The organism is Pseudomonas sp. 05N432, assembly GCF_056396945.1.
The window spans coordinates 385,892-403,470 of record NZ_JBFTMM010000002.1 but is presented as its reverse complement, the minus strand read 5'-3'; the positions used below and the strand labels follow the sequence as shown (position 1 = coordinate 403,470).

Annotated in this window: 14 protein-coding genes and 1 pseudogene; 12 read left to right on the top strand and 3 right to left on the bottom strand. The window is 58.7% G+C overall.

The genetic code is table 11. The features are described 5' to 3' along the window. Positions 1-390: 390 nt before the first annotated feature. Positions 391-1,314, bottom strand: coding sequence for a LysR family transcriptional regulator (locus AC1DHT_RS04210; protein WP_427536679.1), 924 nt, complete (start codon positions 1,312-1,314; stop codon positions 391-393). Positions 1,315-1,813: 499 nt separating this feature from the next. Here AC1DHT_RS04210 and AC1DHT_RS04205 point away from each other — a divergent pair, with 499 nt between their 5' ends. The 3 genes from AC1DHT_RS04205 to AC1DHT_RS04195 are packed head-to-tail and all read left to right on the top strand — an operon-like array spanning position 1,814 to position 4,833. After that, positions 1,814-2,422 carry a thermostable hemolysin gene (locus tag AC1DHT_RS04205; RefSeq protein ID WP_427536681.1) on the top strand — a complete coding sequence of 203 codons (609 nt, stop codon included), beginning with the start codon at positions 1,814-1,816 and terminating at the stop codon, positions 2,420-2,422. After that, positions 2,419-3,951 (top strand): AMP-binding protein, encoded by a 1,533-nt coding sequence (locus AC1DHT_RS04200; RefSeq protein ID WP_427536683.1) that lies wholly within the window; start codon positions 2,419-2,421, stop codon positions 3,949-3,951. Before AC1DHT_RS04205 ends, AC1DHT_RS04200 begins: the two co-directional genes overlap by 4 nt. Before the next feature lie 12 nt (positions 3,952-3,963). Beyond that, positions 3,964-4,833 carry a TauD/TfdA family dioxygenase gene (locus AC1DHT_RS04195; protein ID WP_427536685.1) on the top strand — a complete coding sequence of 290 codons (870 nt, stop codon included), beginning with the start codon at positions 3,964-3,966 and terminating at the stop codon, positions 4,831-4,833. Positions 4,834-5,198: 365 nt separating this feature from the next. On the opposite strand, the gene AC1DHT_RS04190 is transcribed toward AC1DHT_RS04195, so the two are convergent. Next, the gene (locus tag AC1DHT_RS04190; RefSeq protein WP_427536687.1) at positions 5,199-5,366 is read right to left on the bottom strand and encodes a helix-turn-helix domain-containing protein; all 168 of its coding nucleotides are present in this window, start codon (positions 5,364-5,366) and stop codon (positions 5,199-5,201) included. 571 nt (positions 5,367-5,937) lie between these two features. Between AC1DHT_RS04190 and AC1DHT_RS04185 the strand changes: the two are divergent. From AC1DHT_RS04185 to AC1DHT_RS04160, 6 genes and pseudogenes are all read left to right on the top strand, one after another. Continuing rightward, positions 5,938-6,033 (top strand): annotated as a pseudogene (locus tag AC1DHT_RS04185) (glycine betaine/L-proline ABC transporter ATP-binding protein); the annotation flags it as partial. Positions 6,034-6,168: 135 nt separating this feature from the next. Further along, positions 6,169-7,707 carry a histidine ammonia-lyase gene (hutH, locus tag AC1DHT_RS04180; RefSeq protein WP_427536689.1) on the top strand — a complete coding sequence of 513 codons (1,539 nt, stop codon included), beginning with the start codon at positions 6,169-6,171 and terminating at the stop codon, positions 7,705-7,707. 614 nt (positions 7,708-8,321) lie between these two features. After that, positions 8,322-9,086 carry a transporter substrate-binding domain-containing protein gene (locus AC1DHT_RS04175; protein WP_427536910.1) on the top strand — a complete coding sequence of 255 codons (765 nt, stop codon included), beginning with the start codon at positions 8,322-8,324 and terminating at the stop codon, positions 9,084-9,086. 67 nt (positions 9,087-9,153) lie between these two features. Beyond that, a complete protein-coding gene (locus AC1DHT_RS04170; RefSeq protein ID WP_054596120.1) occupies positions 9,154-9,870 on the top strand; it encodes an ABC transporter permease in 717 nt (238 codons plus the stop codon). 21 nt (positions 9,871-9,891) lie between these two features. Further along, entirely contained in the window at positions 9,892-10,629 is a 738-nt protein-coding gene (locus AC1DHT_RS04165; RefSeq protein WP_427536691.1) for an ABC transporter permease, read from the top strand. An 18-nt stretch (positions 10,630-10,647) separates the two neighbouring features. Beyond that, positions 10,648-11,439 (top strand): ABC transporter ATP-binding protein, encoded by a 792-nt coding sequence (locus tag AC1DHT_RS04160; RefSeq protein WP_427533213.1) that lies wholly within the window; start codon positions 10,648-10,650, stop codon positions 11,437-11,439. 109 nt (positions 11,440-11,548) lie between these two features. Here AC1DHT_RS04160 and pdxR read toward each other — a convergent pair whose 3' ends face one another. Then, positions 11,549-13,102, bottom strand: a complete 1,554-nt coding sequence (gene pdxR, locus AC1DHT_RS04155; RefSeq protein WP_427536693.1) for a MocR-like pyridoxine biosynthesis transcription factor PdxR — start codon at positions 13,100-13,102, stop codon at positions 11,549-11,551. Positions 13,103-13,194: 92 nt separating this feature from the next. Between pdxR and AC1DHT_RS04150 the strand changes: the two genes are divergently transcribed. The 3 genes from AC1DHT_RS04150 (at position 13,195) to AC1DHT_RS04140 (ending at position 17,513) form a co-directional block, all read left to right on the top strand. After that, positions 13,195-14,766 (top strand): FAD/NAD(P)-binding protein, encoded by a 1,572-nt coding sequence (locus tag AC1DHT_RS04150; RefSeq protein WP_427536695.1) that lies wholly within the window; start codon positions 13,195-13,197, stop codon positions 14,764-14,766. A gap of 3 nt (positions 14,767-14,769) precedes the next feature. After that, positions 14,770-15,987 carry a multidrug effflux MFS transporter gene (locus AC1DHT_RS04145; protein WP_427536697.1) on the top strand — a complete coding sequence of 406 codons (1,218 nt, stop codon included), beginning with the start codon at positions 14,770-14,772 and terminating at the stop codon, positions 15,985-15,987. A gap of 323 nt (positions 15,988-16,310) precedes the next feature. Beyond that, positions 16,311-17,513, top strand: coding sequence for a tyrosine-type recombinase/integrase (locus AC1DHT_RS04140; protein ID WP_477761257.1), 1,203 nt, complete (start codon positions 16,311-16,313; stop codon positions 17,511-17,513). Positions 17,514-17,579: the final 66 nt, after the last annotated feature.

The window sequence follows — 17,579 nt, the reverse complement described above, 5'->3', positions numbered from 1 at the left end:
GACTGAACACCGTCACTATTCAGGAAATCGTACTTATTTTTCATACAGCGCATAGGCCGCATTCATCCCGATCCGCTCAAAAAAGCACGGAACAAACAGGATCGTTCCGTCTTTGCGCCGCCCCCATACCTGGCTGCTACGACCGCTATCCGCCCGATGATGAGCACCCTGGGTGGATAGACCTCAAAAAAGTCGCTTTTTTGTTCATCACCCGCCAAGGGATAGTCCAGCCATCTCATCGATTTCAGGAAATACCCCATGCCCTCTCAATAAGCACTGGGAACAGTGCGCCAAAGCCGAAGAGGTCAAACGCATCAATCAAATCCTCAAGAGCCCTGCCAACAGCCTGCCGAGGATAATTGACCAGCCCGCCCGTCTCGGTCGACCACATCAGAGCGCCAGGGCCAGAGTATCGGCCTTGGCGCTATTAATGTTCCGGCACTGCTCGCGAATGATGTCGGTCATCAGCCGGACTTCCGGGTTGAACCTGTACTCTTCCAGGAACCCCATATACATCGGCACGTTGCATTCGCGTTGATGACACAGTGGCACCAGGCGCAACTGACCGCTCGCCAGCTTTTCGCTGACCATGTGTTCAGGCAGCCAGGCAAAACCCAGACCGCGTTCGACAAACATCAGCGCGGTGCTCAGGTTACTTACGGTCCAGCACTGGGACGTGCCGGACCAACTGCTGTTCTGTGAGTTGCGCATGCCCGAATCGCCAACCACGATTTGCCGGTAGTCTTTCATGTCAGCCAGGTTCAGCTCGCCATTGAAATGGGCCAGCGAGTGATCAGACGCCACGACACATAGCAGCGAAACGTTGAGCAAGAACTCCTGCATATAGCCCGCAGGCAGACTACTGGAGATGCCCAACTCGACCTTGCCGTTTTCCAGCAATTCGCATGCGCCGGACACGGCCGTTTCGTGAAGCCGGATACGGTACCCTTGCAAGACCGAAGAAAAGCGTAACAGCGCTAGCTCCAGCACGTCGGCGGGAAACAGCATGTCGACCGCCAGCGAGTGTTCGATAGACAACCCCGGCTGGTACTGATTGGCCAGTCGCTCAAGCTTTTTCGCCGAGCCCAGCAGGTGCTTGGCCTGAGGCAACAGGGCCTGGCCCAGAGGTGTCAATACGGCCTTGCGCCCCTCGATCAGGAACAGTTCCTGACCCAGCAGGGTTTCCATGCGGTTGACCGAATGGCTGACGGCCGACTGTGACTTGAACATATACTCGCCGGCCTGCTGGAAACCGCCACACTCGACTGTAGAAACAAAAGCCTGCCACTGGTCGAGACTGATCCTGGAAAACATTCGAACCTCCCTGTCCATATCGGGTGAAAACCACCGCTACTGCGGCTCGGCGTTTTACCACAAAAAAACCTCTTGCCCTACGCCATCGATACCTCGATCGCCCTCATGCCTTACATGAAGATTCTGAATGAATAGCGACTAATTAATTCATTTAAAACAATCAAGCCGCTCATGATAAAACGCCACGCCAAGCAGGACGCTATCTCATTAATCCATCGGAAGGATTCGCTACACGCTGACACGCCAAACCTCGCCCGTATCTTCCGTTCAGAAAAACCGCACATACCCTTGTGGCGTTTTCTGCGGACGCGTGTGGCAGCCTGAAAAATCGTCAAAACTCAATAAAACACTATAAAAATCAAGCCAATCAGTTGATTAAGCCACGCTATTACATAGGGCATGGATAAGCCCCCTGTTGCCGTAACAACAAGAGGCTTTAGCACTGTTGTACCAAAACAACCCGTCTATCGTTCCACGCAGAAAAGAAAGGAAAACTTGCATGCGTACTCAAGTAGCCAAACGCAACACCCTACTCTGGAAGTCCGCCGTTGACTTTGTTAAACGTCGGTACATGAAAGCCTTTAACGCCATCATCGAGCCATCTCCCGAGTACTTTCTAATCGTATTCGATAACAATGACTCCATTCAGTCGTGTGCCGGTTTTAGTTTCGCCAAGTCAGGCCCTCTATTGTCCGAATGTTATCTGGACTCACCGTCCGAGGAGACGCTGTCGCGCATCACCAACACCCGGATCGAACGCGACAGCATCGTCGAAATCGGCAATACCGCATCGATCAATTCAGCTGCCGGCCAGACCCTGTTCAACATGCTCTCAATGGTGACCTGGTGCATGGGCGCACGCTACGTGCTGTGCACCTGTACACCCCAATTGATCAAATCGATGGGCCACTGCAACGTCAAGGTCAACAAGATCTGCGATGCCGACCCGCAACGCATGACTCCCCAAGCGGAAGTCGAATGGGGGTCCTACTACGAGCAGACGCCCATCACCGGCTACATCAAGCTGAGCGAGATGAAGCATCACTATCACGAGACCGTCCTCAAGACCGTTTTCCGACTCGACGTGCAGAGTGAGCAAGCAGCATGACGCATTTCGTCGAAGACTTGCTGGCCCAGGCCCAACGCACACCGGATGCCGTCTGCGTCGTCGATATTCCTGCGGCGGACGGCACGGGCGGGCGCCGCCTGACCTACACCCAGGTGCTGGAACATGCCCGGCAGCTTGGGCAACACATGAACCGTCAGTTCACCGACGAAAAGCGCACCATCGGCATTGTCATGCGCAACAGCAGCGACTGGGTCATTGCCGACTTCGCCTGCCTGCTCTTCGGCTTCACCTCCTTGCCGCTGCCGTTGGGTTTCAGCAAGTACCAGGCCGAACACCTGGCCTTCGAATGCTCGGGCTTCCTGGTCGATGACAAAGGCCGGGAAACGCTGGAAAAGCGCTGGGAAATCGACCTGAACGCCAGCCGCCTGATCCATGTGCCCAGCGCACTCGAGACCTCGCTTGCGGTGCCTGCGGGCCCAGGCTTCATCGACAGCGCCGATGCGGAATGGACCTGCAAAGTCATCCACACCTCCGGCACCACCAGCAAGCCCAAAGGCGTGAAGCAAAGTCTCGGCGGACTGAGCGCCGTGCTGCAATCGCTAATCGATGTGGTCCCGGCCGCCGTGCAGAAACGCTACCTGTCGGTGGTGCCGTTGAGCCTGTTGATCGAACAGATCACGGCGGTCTACCTGCCGCTGCTGTCCGGCGGCACGGTGTACTTCCTCGACGAGCAAACGCCGCTGATCGGTGAGGCGGGCTACAACACCTCGGCGATTCTGGCGCAACTGCTCAGAACCCGGGCAAGCGCGGTGACCGTACCGCCGATCATGCTCGACGTGCTCCTTGAAGTGGCCGAGCAGAACACTGACGCGGAGCTGCTGTCGTTGCTGCGCAACGAGTTGTACATCACCGCCGGTGGCGCTCCGATCAGCAGCGAAAAACTGCAGCGCCTGAGCGCGCAGGGTATTCAGGTTCATCAAGGTTACGGATTGAGCGAGAACGGTTCGGTGGTGAGCGTCAACACCCCGGCCAACAGCAAGCTCGGCAGCGTTGGCAAACCCCTGCCGCACGTCCAGGTCCGGGTGACGGATCAGCAACGGGTAGAAATCAAAAGCAGCTCGATGTTCCAGGGCTACTCGTGGGTCGATCCGAGCGCCTGCTCTTTCACCGAGGATGGCTGGCTGCGCACCGGTGATATCGGCGAGTTCGATGACGAGGGTTTCCTGTTCATCACCGGACGCGAGAAAAACATCATCTGCCTGCCCAATGGCCGCAACGTTTCTCCGGAACAAATCGAGCTGGAGTTCAAAGAGCAAACCGGCGTGAACGATGCGCTGATGTTCATGACCGCAGATGGGCAACTGGCGATCATGCTCAGCGTCGGACCGCAATTCGATCACCAGCATACCCAGGACTGGGCGCAACAGCGCTTCTCGGAAGTCGAGCTGCCGCAGGCCATCTGGCCACTGGCGCCGGACACTCCGCAGTTGCAAAGCCTCTACGCCCTCAATGGACCGGCCCGTAGAGCCCACGCCACCGACCTGCATCGTCAGACATGTACTCACTAAAGGACTAGCGACATGACTCAATCCATTTATCAGGCGAGCGTCATCACCGATCGCGCGTATGCCTTGAACGCCGACACTGCGACGGTTTTCGAAGAGCTTTCGAACGCCGGCGTGATTATCTTCCGCAACTGCATCCAGTCGCTGGACGAGTTCGGTGCCTTCGTGAAAAAACACAGCTCGCGCCTGAGCCTGGACCCGGGCCGCGTGATCGCCAAAGGCGTCGCACAACTGGTCGACGCCGGCACCGACGCCGTAGGCCTGCACTGCGAAAACGGCAACGCGCCGATCTGGCCCGACCTGACGTGGTTCTTCTGCGAGATCGCCCCCACCAAAGGTTCGCAAACCACTTTGTGCGATGGGGTGAAGGTTTACCAGGAACTCAGCGAAGAGGCCCGTCAGCGCTTCGAGAACACCCGTATCCGCTACCGCCGCACGGTGACGGGCGAAAAGTGGCGCAAGATCGTCAGCTACTACAAACCGGAAATCCAGCAGCTGGAAGACGCCAGCTTCGAGCACCTGAACGAGATCATCGGCCAGGACCCCAACACCCGGATGGAATACAACCCGGACACCGATTGCGTGGCCTATGCCTACAGTGTCCCGGCGTGCCAGATCTCCAGCTTCTGTGAGCATCCGGCCTTCGCCAACAGCATTCTCGGGCCGTCCTTCAACTACGAAAAACCGGTGATCGATTTCGAGAACGGCGAAGAGATTTCCGCCGACCTGCTGGCGGAGATTACCGAGGTCACCGAACGCAACACGCACTCCGTGGGTTGGCAGGACCTGGACCTGGTGATGATCGACAACCGTCGGGTCATGCATGGCCGGCAGGCGATCATCGATGACCAGCGTCGCATCTTCAATGCGCTGAGCTATCGGTAATGCTCGCCATGACGAATCACTCATCGAAGGCCTGTACGAGCGTTTCGTCGACAACCACGGTCATCAACTGATTGACCGCAACGGCGACTTCAGCCTGTAGGTGCCGAAGTCGTGCGCTCGATCCCCGCATCGGCGCACGGCTCGTTGTGCGCGCCCCCCATCGGCACCTATCACCTACCGCCATGCGCAGGCCCGCAACGCCTACGGCAAAGCCTCGCCCGCCAAACACGGTGGCATCACCGCCGGTAACCCGCTGTCACGCAACCCGGCGCAGATGCACCGCCGCACCTTGATCGAACAATTGCCACCCGCCCCGCTTGAGGATCAAGTTTGTGGCCAGGACCGATTGAAGGTCTCGGGGCTCTTCAGACCGGTGTAATGCGATAAGCGCAACGGCGGGCATTCATCAGAATGTGCTCCACACGTTCAACCCTGGCTTGCAGAACCTGCTCGAACACATTCAATTCGGCACGGCAGAAACCCTGGCACGCGGTCGCCGCCGCGCAGATCGGGCAATGGTTTTCGATCAGCACAAAAGCCCCCCGGCGTGAACAACATCACGTCAAATCAAGGAATCAGAAATTTCCTCTTGTGCTCTCCCTCGGCCAATCAGCCAGCGTTGAAATGCCCGACATTGCGTTTTCTGCAAAGTGTCCGGGTGCCTACTCAGGTCATACGGCGAAGGAAGAGGCATGGCTCGCTGCCAGGGAATGATCAAGCGCCCCTCATTGATGTCACCTGGGGCACCTTCCAGCTCAAACCATTCGGCCCAAGAGAGGGGGTGAATCAAATTTCGGCTCTGGTTTGCAGCCGTTTCCTAAGCACACCCTATTGTTACCGAACGTCCCGGCGCGACGTAATTCCACGCTCAAGTAACAGCCGTCACGCCTTCGCAAAATCTCCCGAAAAAATCGCCTCCGGCCAAACCCTTGCCCCAAAAGCGTTACAGCCAAATCCTGAGCTTTATTGAACAGCGATCCAACAAGTTGGCCGCTTGATTGCATATTCTTGTATGTACAAGTAAACGCGTGTGCACAAGAGATCGCGGGGATCTCTTCACCTCCACCGCTTTGCTTGTAGAGCAATGCCGCGCACAACAAAAACGTGTGCATCGGCAACCGCATCGTGATTCTCAAGGACGGCCGATTGATTCAGATCGATGCGCCGAAAGAGATCCTTGACTCGTCTGCTGACGAATAGGTTGATCGCTTCGTTCAGCGTCCTGCTGCACCTGCTTGAAATGAGTTTTCCGGACGACGTGTATCCAATGTGGCCAGGGGCCGAACCTTCTGGCCACAGGTGTAACTCGACAACAACCCTTGCGTGAGGCTTCACATGTCACAGGCTAAAAAAATTGTTATCGCCGATGCGCCGTTGCGTTGGCAGGATGTGGTCGCAGTTGCCCGGCACGGAGCCGTGCTTGAATTGTCGGCTCAAACCTGGGCGCGGATCGACAATGCCCAGGCCATCGTCCAGCACATTGTCGTCAGCGGCGAGCGCGCGTATGGCGTCAATACCGGTCTGGGTGCACTCTGCAATGTCTCGCTGCAAGGCGAACAACTGAGCCAGCTGTCGCGCAATACATTGCTTAGCCATGCTTGTGGCGTCGGTGCACCACTGACCGATGAGCAGACGCGGTCGATCATGTGCGCGGCGATCATAAACTACAGCCACGGCAAATCCGGCCTGCATCGGCAAGTGGTCGAAGCGCTATTGGCCTTGCTCAATCGCGGGATTACCCCACAAGTACCGTCCCAGGGTTCGGTCGGCTACCTGACTCACATGGCGCATATCGGCATCAGCCTGCTGGGGGTCGGCCAGGTCAGTTACCGCGGGCAGATCGTCCCTGCGCAGCAAGCTTTGGCTGAAGAAGGCTTGAAGCCGGTGCAGTTGGGCGCGAAAGACGGGCTGTGCCTGGTCAACGGTACGCCGTGCATGACCGGCCTGAGCTGCCTCGCCCTCGCCGATGCAACCCGCTTGATCCAGTGGGCCGACGTGATCGGTGCCATGAGCTTCGAAGCCCAGCGCGGTCAGATCGACGCATTCGACGCCGAAATCATCGCCCTCAAGCCACATCCGGGCATGCAGCAGGTCGGTATCAACCTGCGCGGCCTGCTCGATGGCAGTGAAGTGATTGCCAGCAGCAAAGGCATTCGCACTCAGGATGCACTGAGCATCCGTTCGATCCCGCAAGTACATGGCGCGGCCCGTGATCAACTTGACCACGCGACCCGACAGATCGAAACCGAACTCAACTCCGCCACCGACAACCCGCTGCTTCTGGGTACACCGGATAACTACCGGGTGATGTCCCAGGCCAACCCGCACGGCCAGTCGGTGGCCTTGGCTGCCGACTTGCTGGCGATTGCCATTGCGGAGGTCGGCTCGATTGCCGAGCGTCGTCTGGACCGTTTGATCAACCCGCACGTCAGTGGCTTGCCGGCATTTCTGGTGAGCAACCCTGGGGTTAACTCCGGAATGATGATCGTCCAGTACGTTGCCGCTTCCCTCTGTGCGGAAAACCGTCAGTTGGCGCAACCGGCGGTGCTCGACAACTATGTCACATCGGGCCTGCAGGAAGACCACCTGAGCATGGGCACCAACGCTGCACTGAAGCTGCATCGGGCGCTGGAAAACTGCACGCAGATCCTCGCTATCGAGTATCTGCTGGCCGCCCAGGCCTTCGAATTTCTCAAGGCCGACTTTCTCAAGGGGCCATGCTTCGGTGCAGGCACGGAGGTCGCTTGGCGACTGCTGCGCGAGCGCGTTCCGGCCTATGACCAGGACCGCTGGCTGGCGCCGGATATCGCCAGTGCTGCAAGCATTTTGAAAGATCCGCAATTGCTGCAAACCGCGTTTCCGAGCCTGCACTAAAATCGATTCCCACGCAGCGTACCAAGCCGCAGCCATTCATAAGTGGCTGCGGCGGATAATCGCCACAAAAGCACTCACCCAATCGTTCCCCATCGCGCACCAACATCTCTCAGTTTGTTACCGAGCGCCCCGGCATGGCGCAATTCCACGTTCAAGTAACGGTCGTCACACCTTCGCAAAATATCTCAAAAAAAAAAGCCTCCCGCCAAACCCTTGTCCCAAAGCCATTCCTACCAAACCTGAGCTTTATAGAGCAGCGATCCATTAAGTTGGCCGCTTGATTGCATACTCTTGTATGTACAAGTAAGTATGTGTGCGTAAGAGTCGTGAGAACCTCTTTGCACCCGCCACTATTTCGCTTGTAACGCAGTGCCATGCACGGGCTTGCTCGCCCGCTGCCTGGGCTGGTTTTCATTGCTTTGTCCGGTGTGCACAAAAATAGATGTGCATACCCGCACAGGAGATTCGGCCTGAGCCGGATCAGATCGCAACACTCCATTGATTAGGCAGGAATTATCAAGATGTCGAAGAAATCAAGCTGGTTGGGTTCTGTAGCGCTCAGTGCAATGGTTCTCGCCTGTGCTCCGGCACTGCAGGCCAAAGAATGGACCTCGGTGAATATTGCAACCGAGGGCGCCTATGAGCCCTGGAACGTGACTCTGCCAGGCGGAAAAATTGGCGGCTTCGAACCGGAGCTGATGGATATCATCTGTCCGCGCATGAAGCTCAAGTGCAACATTGTCGTGCAGAACTGGGACGGGATGATCGCCAGCCTCAATGCCGGTAAATTTGACATGCTGATGGACGCCATTGTCATCAACGATGAGCGCAAAAAGGTAATGGCCTTTTCGATTCCTTACGCCCAGACACCTGCCAGTTTCGTTGCGCTGAAAGCTGATCTGTTGCCGGGCAAAACCGGTGCCGAAGCCGCCATCACTCTGGGGACCGATGCCAAGGAAGTGCGCGCCGGCGTTGAAGAGCAGCGCAAGGCACTCAAGGGCAAGACCATTGGTATCGCCTCCGGCACCATTTACACGTCATTCATTGATCAGAACTTCAAGGACGTGGCGACCATTCGTGAATACGGCAGCTCGGCCGAAGCCATTCTCGACCTGCTGGCCGGCCGCATTGACGTCGCTTTCGATGACGTGACCTTTTTCAATTCGGTGATGGACAAGCCGGAGAACAAATCGCTGGCCTTTACCGGCCCGGTCATCAAAGGCCCGATCTGGGGTGAAGGGGAAGCTCTAGGCTTCCGCCAGACAGACCCTGAGCTCAAAGCCAAGTTCGACGCAGCTCTCAAGGAAGCCATGGCTGACGGCACGATCAAGACACTTAGCGAGAAGTGGTTCAAAGTAGACCTCACACCTAAGTCTTGACCCCTGAATTGCCCGGCACCGTGAAGGCTGCCGGGCTGCTTAAACCTTCTCAAGAATGGGAGCCTCTATGAACCTCTTGCAGCTACTCAGTTTTGGTGACTCAGGCTGGGGAATGGCGCTGCTCAAGGCAGCGGGCATGACCGTGATATTGACCCTGGCAGCGCTGCTGGTGGGTGCGGTATTTGGCAGCCTGGTCGCGGCTGCCAAGCTATCCCGTCGACGCAGTTTGCGCTGGCTGGGAGATCTGTATTCGATACTGTTCAGGGGGATCCCCGAGTTGCTGGTGATCTACCTGTTCTACTTTGGCGGAGCCAGTGTAGTGACGGCGGTTGGCCACTGGTTCGGGGGTGAAGGCTACATCGACGTGCCACCTTTTCTGGTCGGTGCGCTGGCGGTCGGGCTGATTTCCGGCTCCTATCAGGCTGAAGTCTACCGCGGCGCTTTTCTCGCGGTATCACGGGGCGAACTGGAAGCCGGCCTGGCCATAGGCATGTCCCGCGCGATGCGCTTCAAACGGATTCTGGTCCCCCAGGTGCTGCGATTTGCGCTGCCCGGGCTGGGAAATGTCTGGCAAATGAGCCTGAAAGACTCGGCGCTGATTTCAGTCATCGGCCTGGTGGAATTGATGCGTGCCAGCCAGGTCGCGGCCGGTTCCACTCGTCAATATTTCACGTTCTACATCATCGGGGGCGCCGTGTACCTCATTCTAACCGGCTTGTCCGGTCGGCTTTTCAATATGGCTGAGGCTCGCGTGCGTCGCACGCGGCAGCGCAGTCCAGTCTAGTTCGAGTCGGGAGCGCTACGTATGATCGATTTTTCGTTCCTCGCTGACACCATGCTCAAGCTTTTGGCAGCGCTGCCCACAACGCTGACGCTGTTTTTCAGCTCATTGGTGATCGGCCTTACCCTGTCTGTCGGCATTGTCAGCCTGCGGGTCAGCCGCTGGTGGTTTTTCAGCTATCCGGCGCGGTTTTACATCATGTTGTTTCGCGGTACGCCACTGCTGATTCAAATGTTCCTGATTTACTACGGGTTGGGCCAGTTCCCGGCCATTCGCGATAGCTTCGCCTGGGTACTGCTCAAATCACCCTATGGCTGCGCGGTGCTTTCACTGGCCTTGTGTACCGCCGGTTACACCGCCGAAATTATTCGCGGTGGGCTGCTTAGCGTGCCACAGGGACAGATCGAGGCGGGCAAGGCCGTGGGCATGTCGCCTTGGGAACTGCTACTCCGGATCATTGCTCCGGTCACCCTGCGCCAGGCCCTGCCGGCCTACTCCACCGAAGCCATTTTGCTGGTCAAGTCCACGGCTCTGGCTAGCCTGGTGACCGTGTGGGACGTCACTGGCGTCGCGCAGCAGATCATCCAGCGTACTTATCGCACGATGGAAGTGTTCATTTGCGCAGCCCTGATCTATCTGGTGCTGAATTTCCTGGTCGTCCGCGCTGTCGCCTGGCTCGAGTATCGCCTCTCGCCGCACTTGCGTGAGCGGCCAGTTGACGCCATCAAAAAAGCCAGCCCCTCGCTGCCTTCCCATTCCTGATTTGATACGGAGCATGCCATGAGCACTCAGCCCGCTTCAGCCTTGTCGGTAACCAATATTCAGAAGTCCTTCGGCAACGCACATGTCCTCAAGGGCATTTCCCTGGAAGCCCACAAGGGCGATGTGATCTCGATCCTCGGTGCAAGTGGATCAGGCAAAAGTACCTTCCTGCGTTGCATCAACCTCCTGGAGACACCCGATCAAGGCATCATCAGCGTCAATGGTGAAGTGATCGAAATGAAGCAGCATGCCGACGGCCGCCAGACACCGAGCAACAGCCGCCAGGTCGAGCGCATGCGCAGCTGCCTGGGTATGGTGTTCCAGAGCTTCAACCTCTGGTCGCACATGACGGTGCTGCAAAACGTCATTGAAGGCCCGATGCGGGTTCTCAAACGCTCTCGTGCCGAATGCGTCGAGGAAGCAGAAGCCCTGCTGCACAAGGTCGGCCTGTACGATCGCCGCGACTATTACCCGGCGCACCTGTCCGGTGGCCAGCAGCAACGCGTAGCGATAGCCCGCGCACTGGCGATGAATCCACAAGTCATGTTGTTCGACGAACCGACCTCGGCACTTGACCCTGAACTGGTTGGAGAGGTGTTACGCGTAATGCGCTCTCTGGCTGAAGAAGGCCGCACCATGCTGGTGGTCACGCACGAAATGGGCTTTGCCCGACACGTGTCAAATCGGGTGGTGTTCATGCATGGCGGCCTGATCGATGTGCAGGGGACACCGGCGGAACTATTCGAAGGCTTACCCACCGAACGCTTCCGGCAATTCGTCTCCAGTCATCATGAGAGAAGTGCCGAATAAGCACGGCCCGCGCACAGCGCGCCAAACCATAAACCCAAAAACGAAAAAGCCCCGTAGTGTGTTCAGCTACGGGGCTTTTCATGTATTGCGTACAGCACAGCCTGATTTGTCATACGCCGAAGCGCTGGAAATCTTCAGTAGCGCGCCGGCAGCCAGAATCGACGACGCCTGAGCCTGATGCGAGAAGAACCGCCTGCCCGGCCAGCAACTGTCCGAGCTTGCGGCCACTAAAGCGGATCTGCGACAGGCTCAGGGCCGTAAACCCGATCATCACCGCCGCCGGCCGTCGCACCTCCTGACAGAATTCGCTGACCGGTTGCAAGGCCAGTCCGATGGCGCTGGCACGGCGACAGAAGTCGGATTCGTCACTGCCCGCAGGCAACTCCAGGACGAAGTGCAGACCGGCATGTTGCCCGGAAACCGAATAACCTCCCGGCGCCTGTTCCTCCAGACAGGCCAGCAGCGCGTCACGGCGCTCCTGATAGGCCTGGCGCGCCGAACGCAGGTAACGCACGAACGCCCCGCTCTTCATGTATTCCGCCAGCGCCGCCTGCTCGGTGACCCCAACGGAGCGGCCGGTGGTCTGCAGGGTCGCCAGCAGGCGATTGCGTAACGCCCCGGGAACCAGCATGAAACCGACGCGCAGTCCGGCGAACAAGGTCTTGTTGAAGCTGCCGCAGTAGATCACCCGGTCATCGCGGTCCAGGGCCTTGAGGGCCGCCAGTGGCGCGCTGTTGTAGTTGAATTCGCTGTCGTAGTCGTCCTCCACCACCCACGCATCGGTCCGGCTGGCCCAGTCCAGCAGGGCCAGCCGCCGCGACACCGAGAGGGTCACCCCGAGCGGCGACTGGTGTGCGGGGGTGACATAGACCAGCCGGGCATCGCCGTGCCGACGCAGCGCCCCATCGTCGATGCCGTCTTCGAGGACCGGGATATACACCAGCCGCGCTCCAGCCATGGAAAAGATCCTTTTCGCCGACAGGTAGCCCGGATCTTCGACACACACCTTGTCGCCCTGCGTCACCAGGCTGCGGGCCACCAGGTCCAGGGAGTGGCGAATGCCCGTGGTCACGATCAGGTCGTCCGGCTTGCAGCGGATGCCACGGTACTTGGCCAGGTAATCGGCAATCTGTTCGCGCAGGGCCAGCATGCCGCCGGGGTCCGGCGAACAGAGCAACTGCGCCGAGGCTTCGGCCATGGCCTTGGCCACCGCCCGCGACCACACGCGAATGGGGAACAGCGCCGGGTCCGCCAGGCGCGCCACGAAGGGCAGCCCTACCCTGACTGCGGTCTCCAGCGCCGGTGGCGATGCCACTGACGCCTGCTGCTCTCGCGCATGGAGGGTCGCCTGAACCTGCGGCGCGCGGATAAAGAGATCGGGCACCACCGCACTGACACGAGTCCCCGAACCCGACACCCGGGTCACGTAACCTTCGCTGCGCAAGCGGTCGAAGACCATTTCCACCGTTCCCCGGGACAGCGACCAGCGCTGCGCCAGGGTTCGCGTAGAGGGTAACTGGCTACCGGCGGGCAGGAGTTTTTCCAGGATCGCGCCGCGCAATGCCTCATAGGCGCTTTCCTGTTTGGTCAATACCCGGCTGCCATTGCTCAGGCTGCCGGGCTGGGGCAGATCAAGGGGAACGGAAACCTTTCCTCGGCTCATAGTGGTCCAGTCGAAATACTAATAAACGGCTCTGCGAATTAAACCACAAAGCGCCTAACGTCGCGGCCCTGTAATGGATACCCGAGAGCGACATGGCTTCTACAACACAACCCCCCGAATTCACCCTCGCGATCATCGGCGGCGGTGGCGCCTGCGTAGCGTTCCTGCATCATTTCGTCGCCTCGATCAGTGCCGAACAGGCCCGGGGGATGCGCATACAGGTCTTCGAACCACGCAACAGCATCGGCCCGGGCCTGGCTTACCACCCGGACGTCGACTCGCTGCTGCTCAACCGCGTGGCGGAAACCATGTCAGTGTGCGCCCGGGATTTTTCCACCTTCTCCGCCTGGTTGCGCTGGAAGGCGCACCACGCCGAAGAACTCAAGGCCGTTTCCAATACCGACCTGGCGGAAGCCTTCGTGCCGCGCGCAATATTCGGGCGTTTTCTCAGCGATTTCTTCGCCGAGACCTGCGCCATTGCCCGTCGCAAGCACCTGCAGATCGAGGTGGTGCAAGCCCGGGTCACGGCGATCGACAAGGACAGCCGCTACCGCCTGAGCACCGCGGGCTCGACCCATTTCGCCGACCGCGTGGTGCTCGCCGTGGGCAATACCGGTCCACGGGATCATTACGGACTGGACGATCATTACCGTTTTATCCGCAGCCCCTACCCCATCAGCGAACAGATCGCCCCGACCCTGATCGGCCAGCGTATCTGCGTGATCGGCAGCGGCCTGACTGCGGTGGACGTGGTACTCAGTCTCCAGGCGCTGGAGTTCACCGGCCAGATCGACATGATTTCGCGCAGCGGTCGCCTGCCCTTCGTCCGGGGCTTGCCCGGACCGCGCCACCCGCTGCAGTTCCTCACCCACGCGGCCCTGGAGCAACTGACTCAAGGCGGTGCCCGACAGCTGGCACTGCGCAGTCTGTTACGCCTGCTGCGGGCCGAGCTGCGGGCGATTCACTGCGACTGGCGAACGCTTTTCCGCTCTGACAGCGACCCGTTGCAACACCTGCACGAGGAAGTCGCGGCCGCGACCCAGCGCAGGGACTGGCAGTTGGTCCTCGCCGCCACCAATGAAGTGATCGAGTACGCCTGGAACGCCTTGGACAGCGTCGACCAGCAGACCATCACCGAGCATTTCGCCAAGGACTGGCTGGCCCGTCGTGCACCCATGCCGCTGGCCAACGCCCTGAAACTCAAGGTCCTGATCGAAACCGGCAGACTGCGCCTGCTGGCAGGCGATGTACGTTTCGAGGGGCAGCAGGAAGACCTGATCAAGGCCCATTACGCAGCGACCGCCGAAACCTGCGAATACGACTACGTGGTGAACGCCACCGGCGCGGCCAAATGGGTGGAATGCGAGCAGGACTCCGGCGTGCTCTGGCAGCTGCAGCAGGACGGCCATGCACTGCGCGATGAACGAGGTGGCCTGCAAGTGGAGTTTGCCAGTGGCGCACTGCTCGACCGGCACCGACAGCCGGATCCGCACCTGCGCCTGCTGGGCCATATGACCAGCGGCACCTACTTCTTCGTCTCCTCGCTGGAAATGATCGCCAAGCGTGCCCAACACATGGCCGAAGACCTGATCCGCGGCCTGCCCTCGCACCTCTCGGCGCCCACCGCTCCCCTCGCCTCGCCATTGCCCGCCCCTACGGAGTAACCCATGCCTGTAAAATCTAACCTGGCACCCTGGATCTGGTCCGCGCTGTTGCTGGTGGTCGTCTGCCTGCCACGCGTCACCATCGACATCTACCTGCCCTCGTTGCCGGCGATGGCCGACGCCCTGCATGCCAGCGATGCTCAACTGCAACTGACGCTCACCCTGTACATGGTCGGGTATGCCTTTTCGATGCTGATCGGCGGCCCGCTCTGCGATCGTTTTGGCCGGCGGCCAGTGCTGATCGGCGGCACGGCGCTATATCTGGGGGCGACCCTGGTGTGTGTGCTCGCCCGCGATGTCGAGGTGCTGATCGTCGCCCGGATGCTCCAGGCCCTCGGTGGCTGCTGCGGCACAGTGATTGGCAGGGTCATGGTCCGYGACCGTTTCGATCGCCATGAACAGACCCGCCTGCTCAGCAGGATCTCCATGGGCATGGCCATTTCGCCGATGGTGGCCCCGATGATCGGCAGCCTTATCGAAACCGCCTTCGGCTGGCGTGGAGTGTTTGTGGTCTTGAGCGTGATTGCCACGCTGGCGCTGATCCTGATCAGCCTGCTGCTGCCGGAAACCCGTCCGTCCGCCCAGCCCGATACGCGCCAGCAAGGCACCCTGCGCATTTACGCGCGGCTGCTGCGCGACCGCTATTTCCTGCGCTACTCCCTGGCCATAGGCTGCGTGTACTGCACCTATTTTCCGTTTATCGCCGAGTCCTCGACCCTGCTGCAACGGACCCTGCACCTGTCCTCGATGGAATATGCCCAAGTGTTCGCCGTCACCGTGGCCGGTTATGTGCTGGGCTCCAATCTGTTCCGCCGCCTGTCCGTCAGACACGATGCCGATGCCCTGATCGGCTACGCCATCGCCCTGAACCTGGTGGGCTCATCGCTACTGATCATGGCGACCCGGCTCTGGCCCGAGGCGCTGCTGTCGATCGTCTGCCCGATGCTGCTGATCATGCTCTCGGTGGGTATCGCCATCCCGGCCTGCCAACTGGCGGTACTGCAACCCTTCTCGAGCATTGCCGGCACCGCTTCGGGACTGTTTTTCTTTATCCAGATGGCCATGACCGCGGTGTGCGGCTTCGTCACCGGCAAACTCTCGGATGGCAGCGTCTACCCGATGATGATCATGACCTCGATCTACAGCATCAGCTTCTGCCTGGTCTGGATGCTGTTCAAAACAGAGACCGCCCCGCTGGAAGAGGCGCTGGGGGAACGCTGAAGCGGCACACGAGGAACGGCTTTTTGCGTCATGCCGCAGCCTGAACCGGCGCTGGGCGTAAGGCAAACAAAACGCCAGAAACGAAAAAGCCCCCGTAACTTTTCAGCTACGGGGGCTTTTTCTATGTAATGGCGGAGAGATAGACCGCCAACGTAGTGTCCGGCAATGTCCAACAAAATACCGACACCCTAGATAATACAAGGGCTACAGCCTAGTATCCATCCATTAGCGTCCTGAGAGCATCCACTGAATCCCACGATCAGTGGGGGAACATGTGGGGGAACAGTCTCTTAGGCCCGACAATTTCTGATGAGTGAACATCCGTGGGAAAACTAAATACAAAACAAATCGAGAACCTGACTGAGCCAGGGACTTACGAGGACGGCGATGGACTGCGTCTAGTCGTAAAGGCGAGCGGTAAGAAGTCCTGGGTCTTGCGGTTTCAGTTGGCGGGAAAACGCCGTGAAATGGGATTGGGTGGATTCCCAGACGTCAAGCTGAAGGATGCACGTTCTGAGGCGGTTACTCAACGACAGCTCCTTCAAAAGAAGATAGACCCTCTCGCAGAGCGCGAGGCCACACGCGTGGCTGCGGCCAAAGCAGTGCTCGCCGAACAAGCCAAAGCCATCACCTTCAAATCCGTTGCTCTGGACTATATAGCGGCTCATCGTTCCGGCTGGAAAAACGCGAAGCACGCCCAGCAGTGGGAAAATACGTTAACGACCTATGCCTACCCCGTACTCGAAAACTTAAACGCCAAGGACGTGACGACGGAGCACGTGCTGAAAGTGCTCACCCCCATATGGCAGTTAAAGCCAGAAACTGCGTCCCGTGTTCGCAACCGAATGGAAATGGTGCTGGATGCCGCAAAAGTTCGAGGGTTGCGTGAAGGGGAAAATCCCGCCCGGTGGCGTGGACACCTCGACAAACTGTTACCTGCACGCTCGAAGGTGAAAAGCGTGGTCCATCACCCTGCTCTGCCTTGGGTTGAGATGCCAGCCTTTATGAAGGAAATCGCCAAGCACAATGACCTCAGTTACAAAGCCATGCAATTGACCATTTTGACTGCGTGCAGAACCAGTGAGGTACTCGGAGCGACTTGGGATGAGCTAGATTTGGAAAAGAAGGTTTGGAAAATACCACCCCATCGGATGAAGGCTGCAAAGGAGCACCGCGTCCCTCTGAGTCAAGCAGCCTTGGATCTGATCAATGGATTAGGACGGTTAAAGGGAAATGCTCATTTGTTTCCAGGAGCAAGGGAAGGGAAGCCTCTGTCCAATATGTCGATGCTGATGTCGCTTCGCCGCATGAATCGTACTGACTTGACCATGCACGGTTTTCGCTCCACGTTCCGTGATTGGGCAGCGGAATCGACTCAATATCCGAGAGAGGTTTGTGAGCTGGCGTTGGCACATTCGCGCCAAGACAAGGTGGAAGCCGCGTATTTTCGTGGTGATCTGTTTGAGAAACGTCAGGCCATGATGTCGGATTGGGCGGTATTCGTGACTCAGCCTTCTGGTAAGTAAATTGCTCCAAGCCCTCTCCTGCATCGATAAACGATGCAGGAGAGGTGGATTCTATTTCGTGCCCGA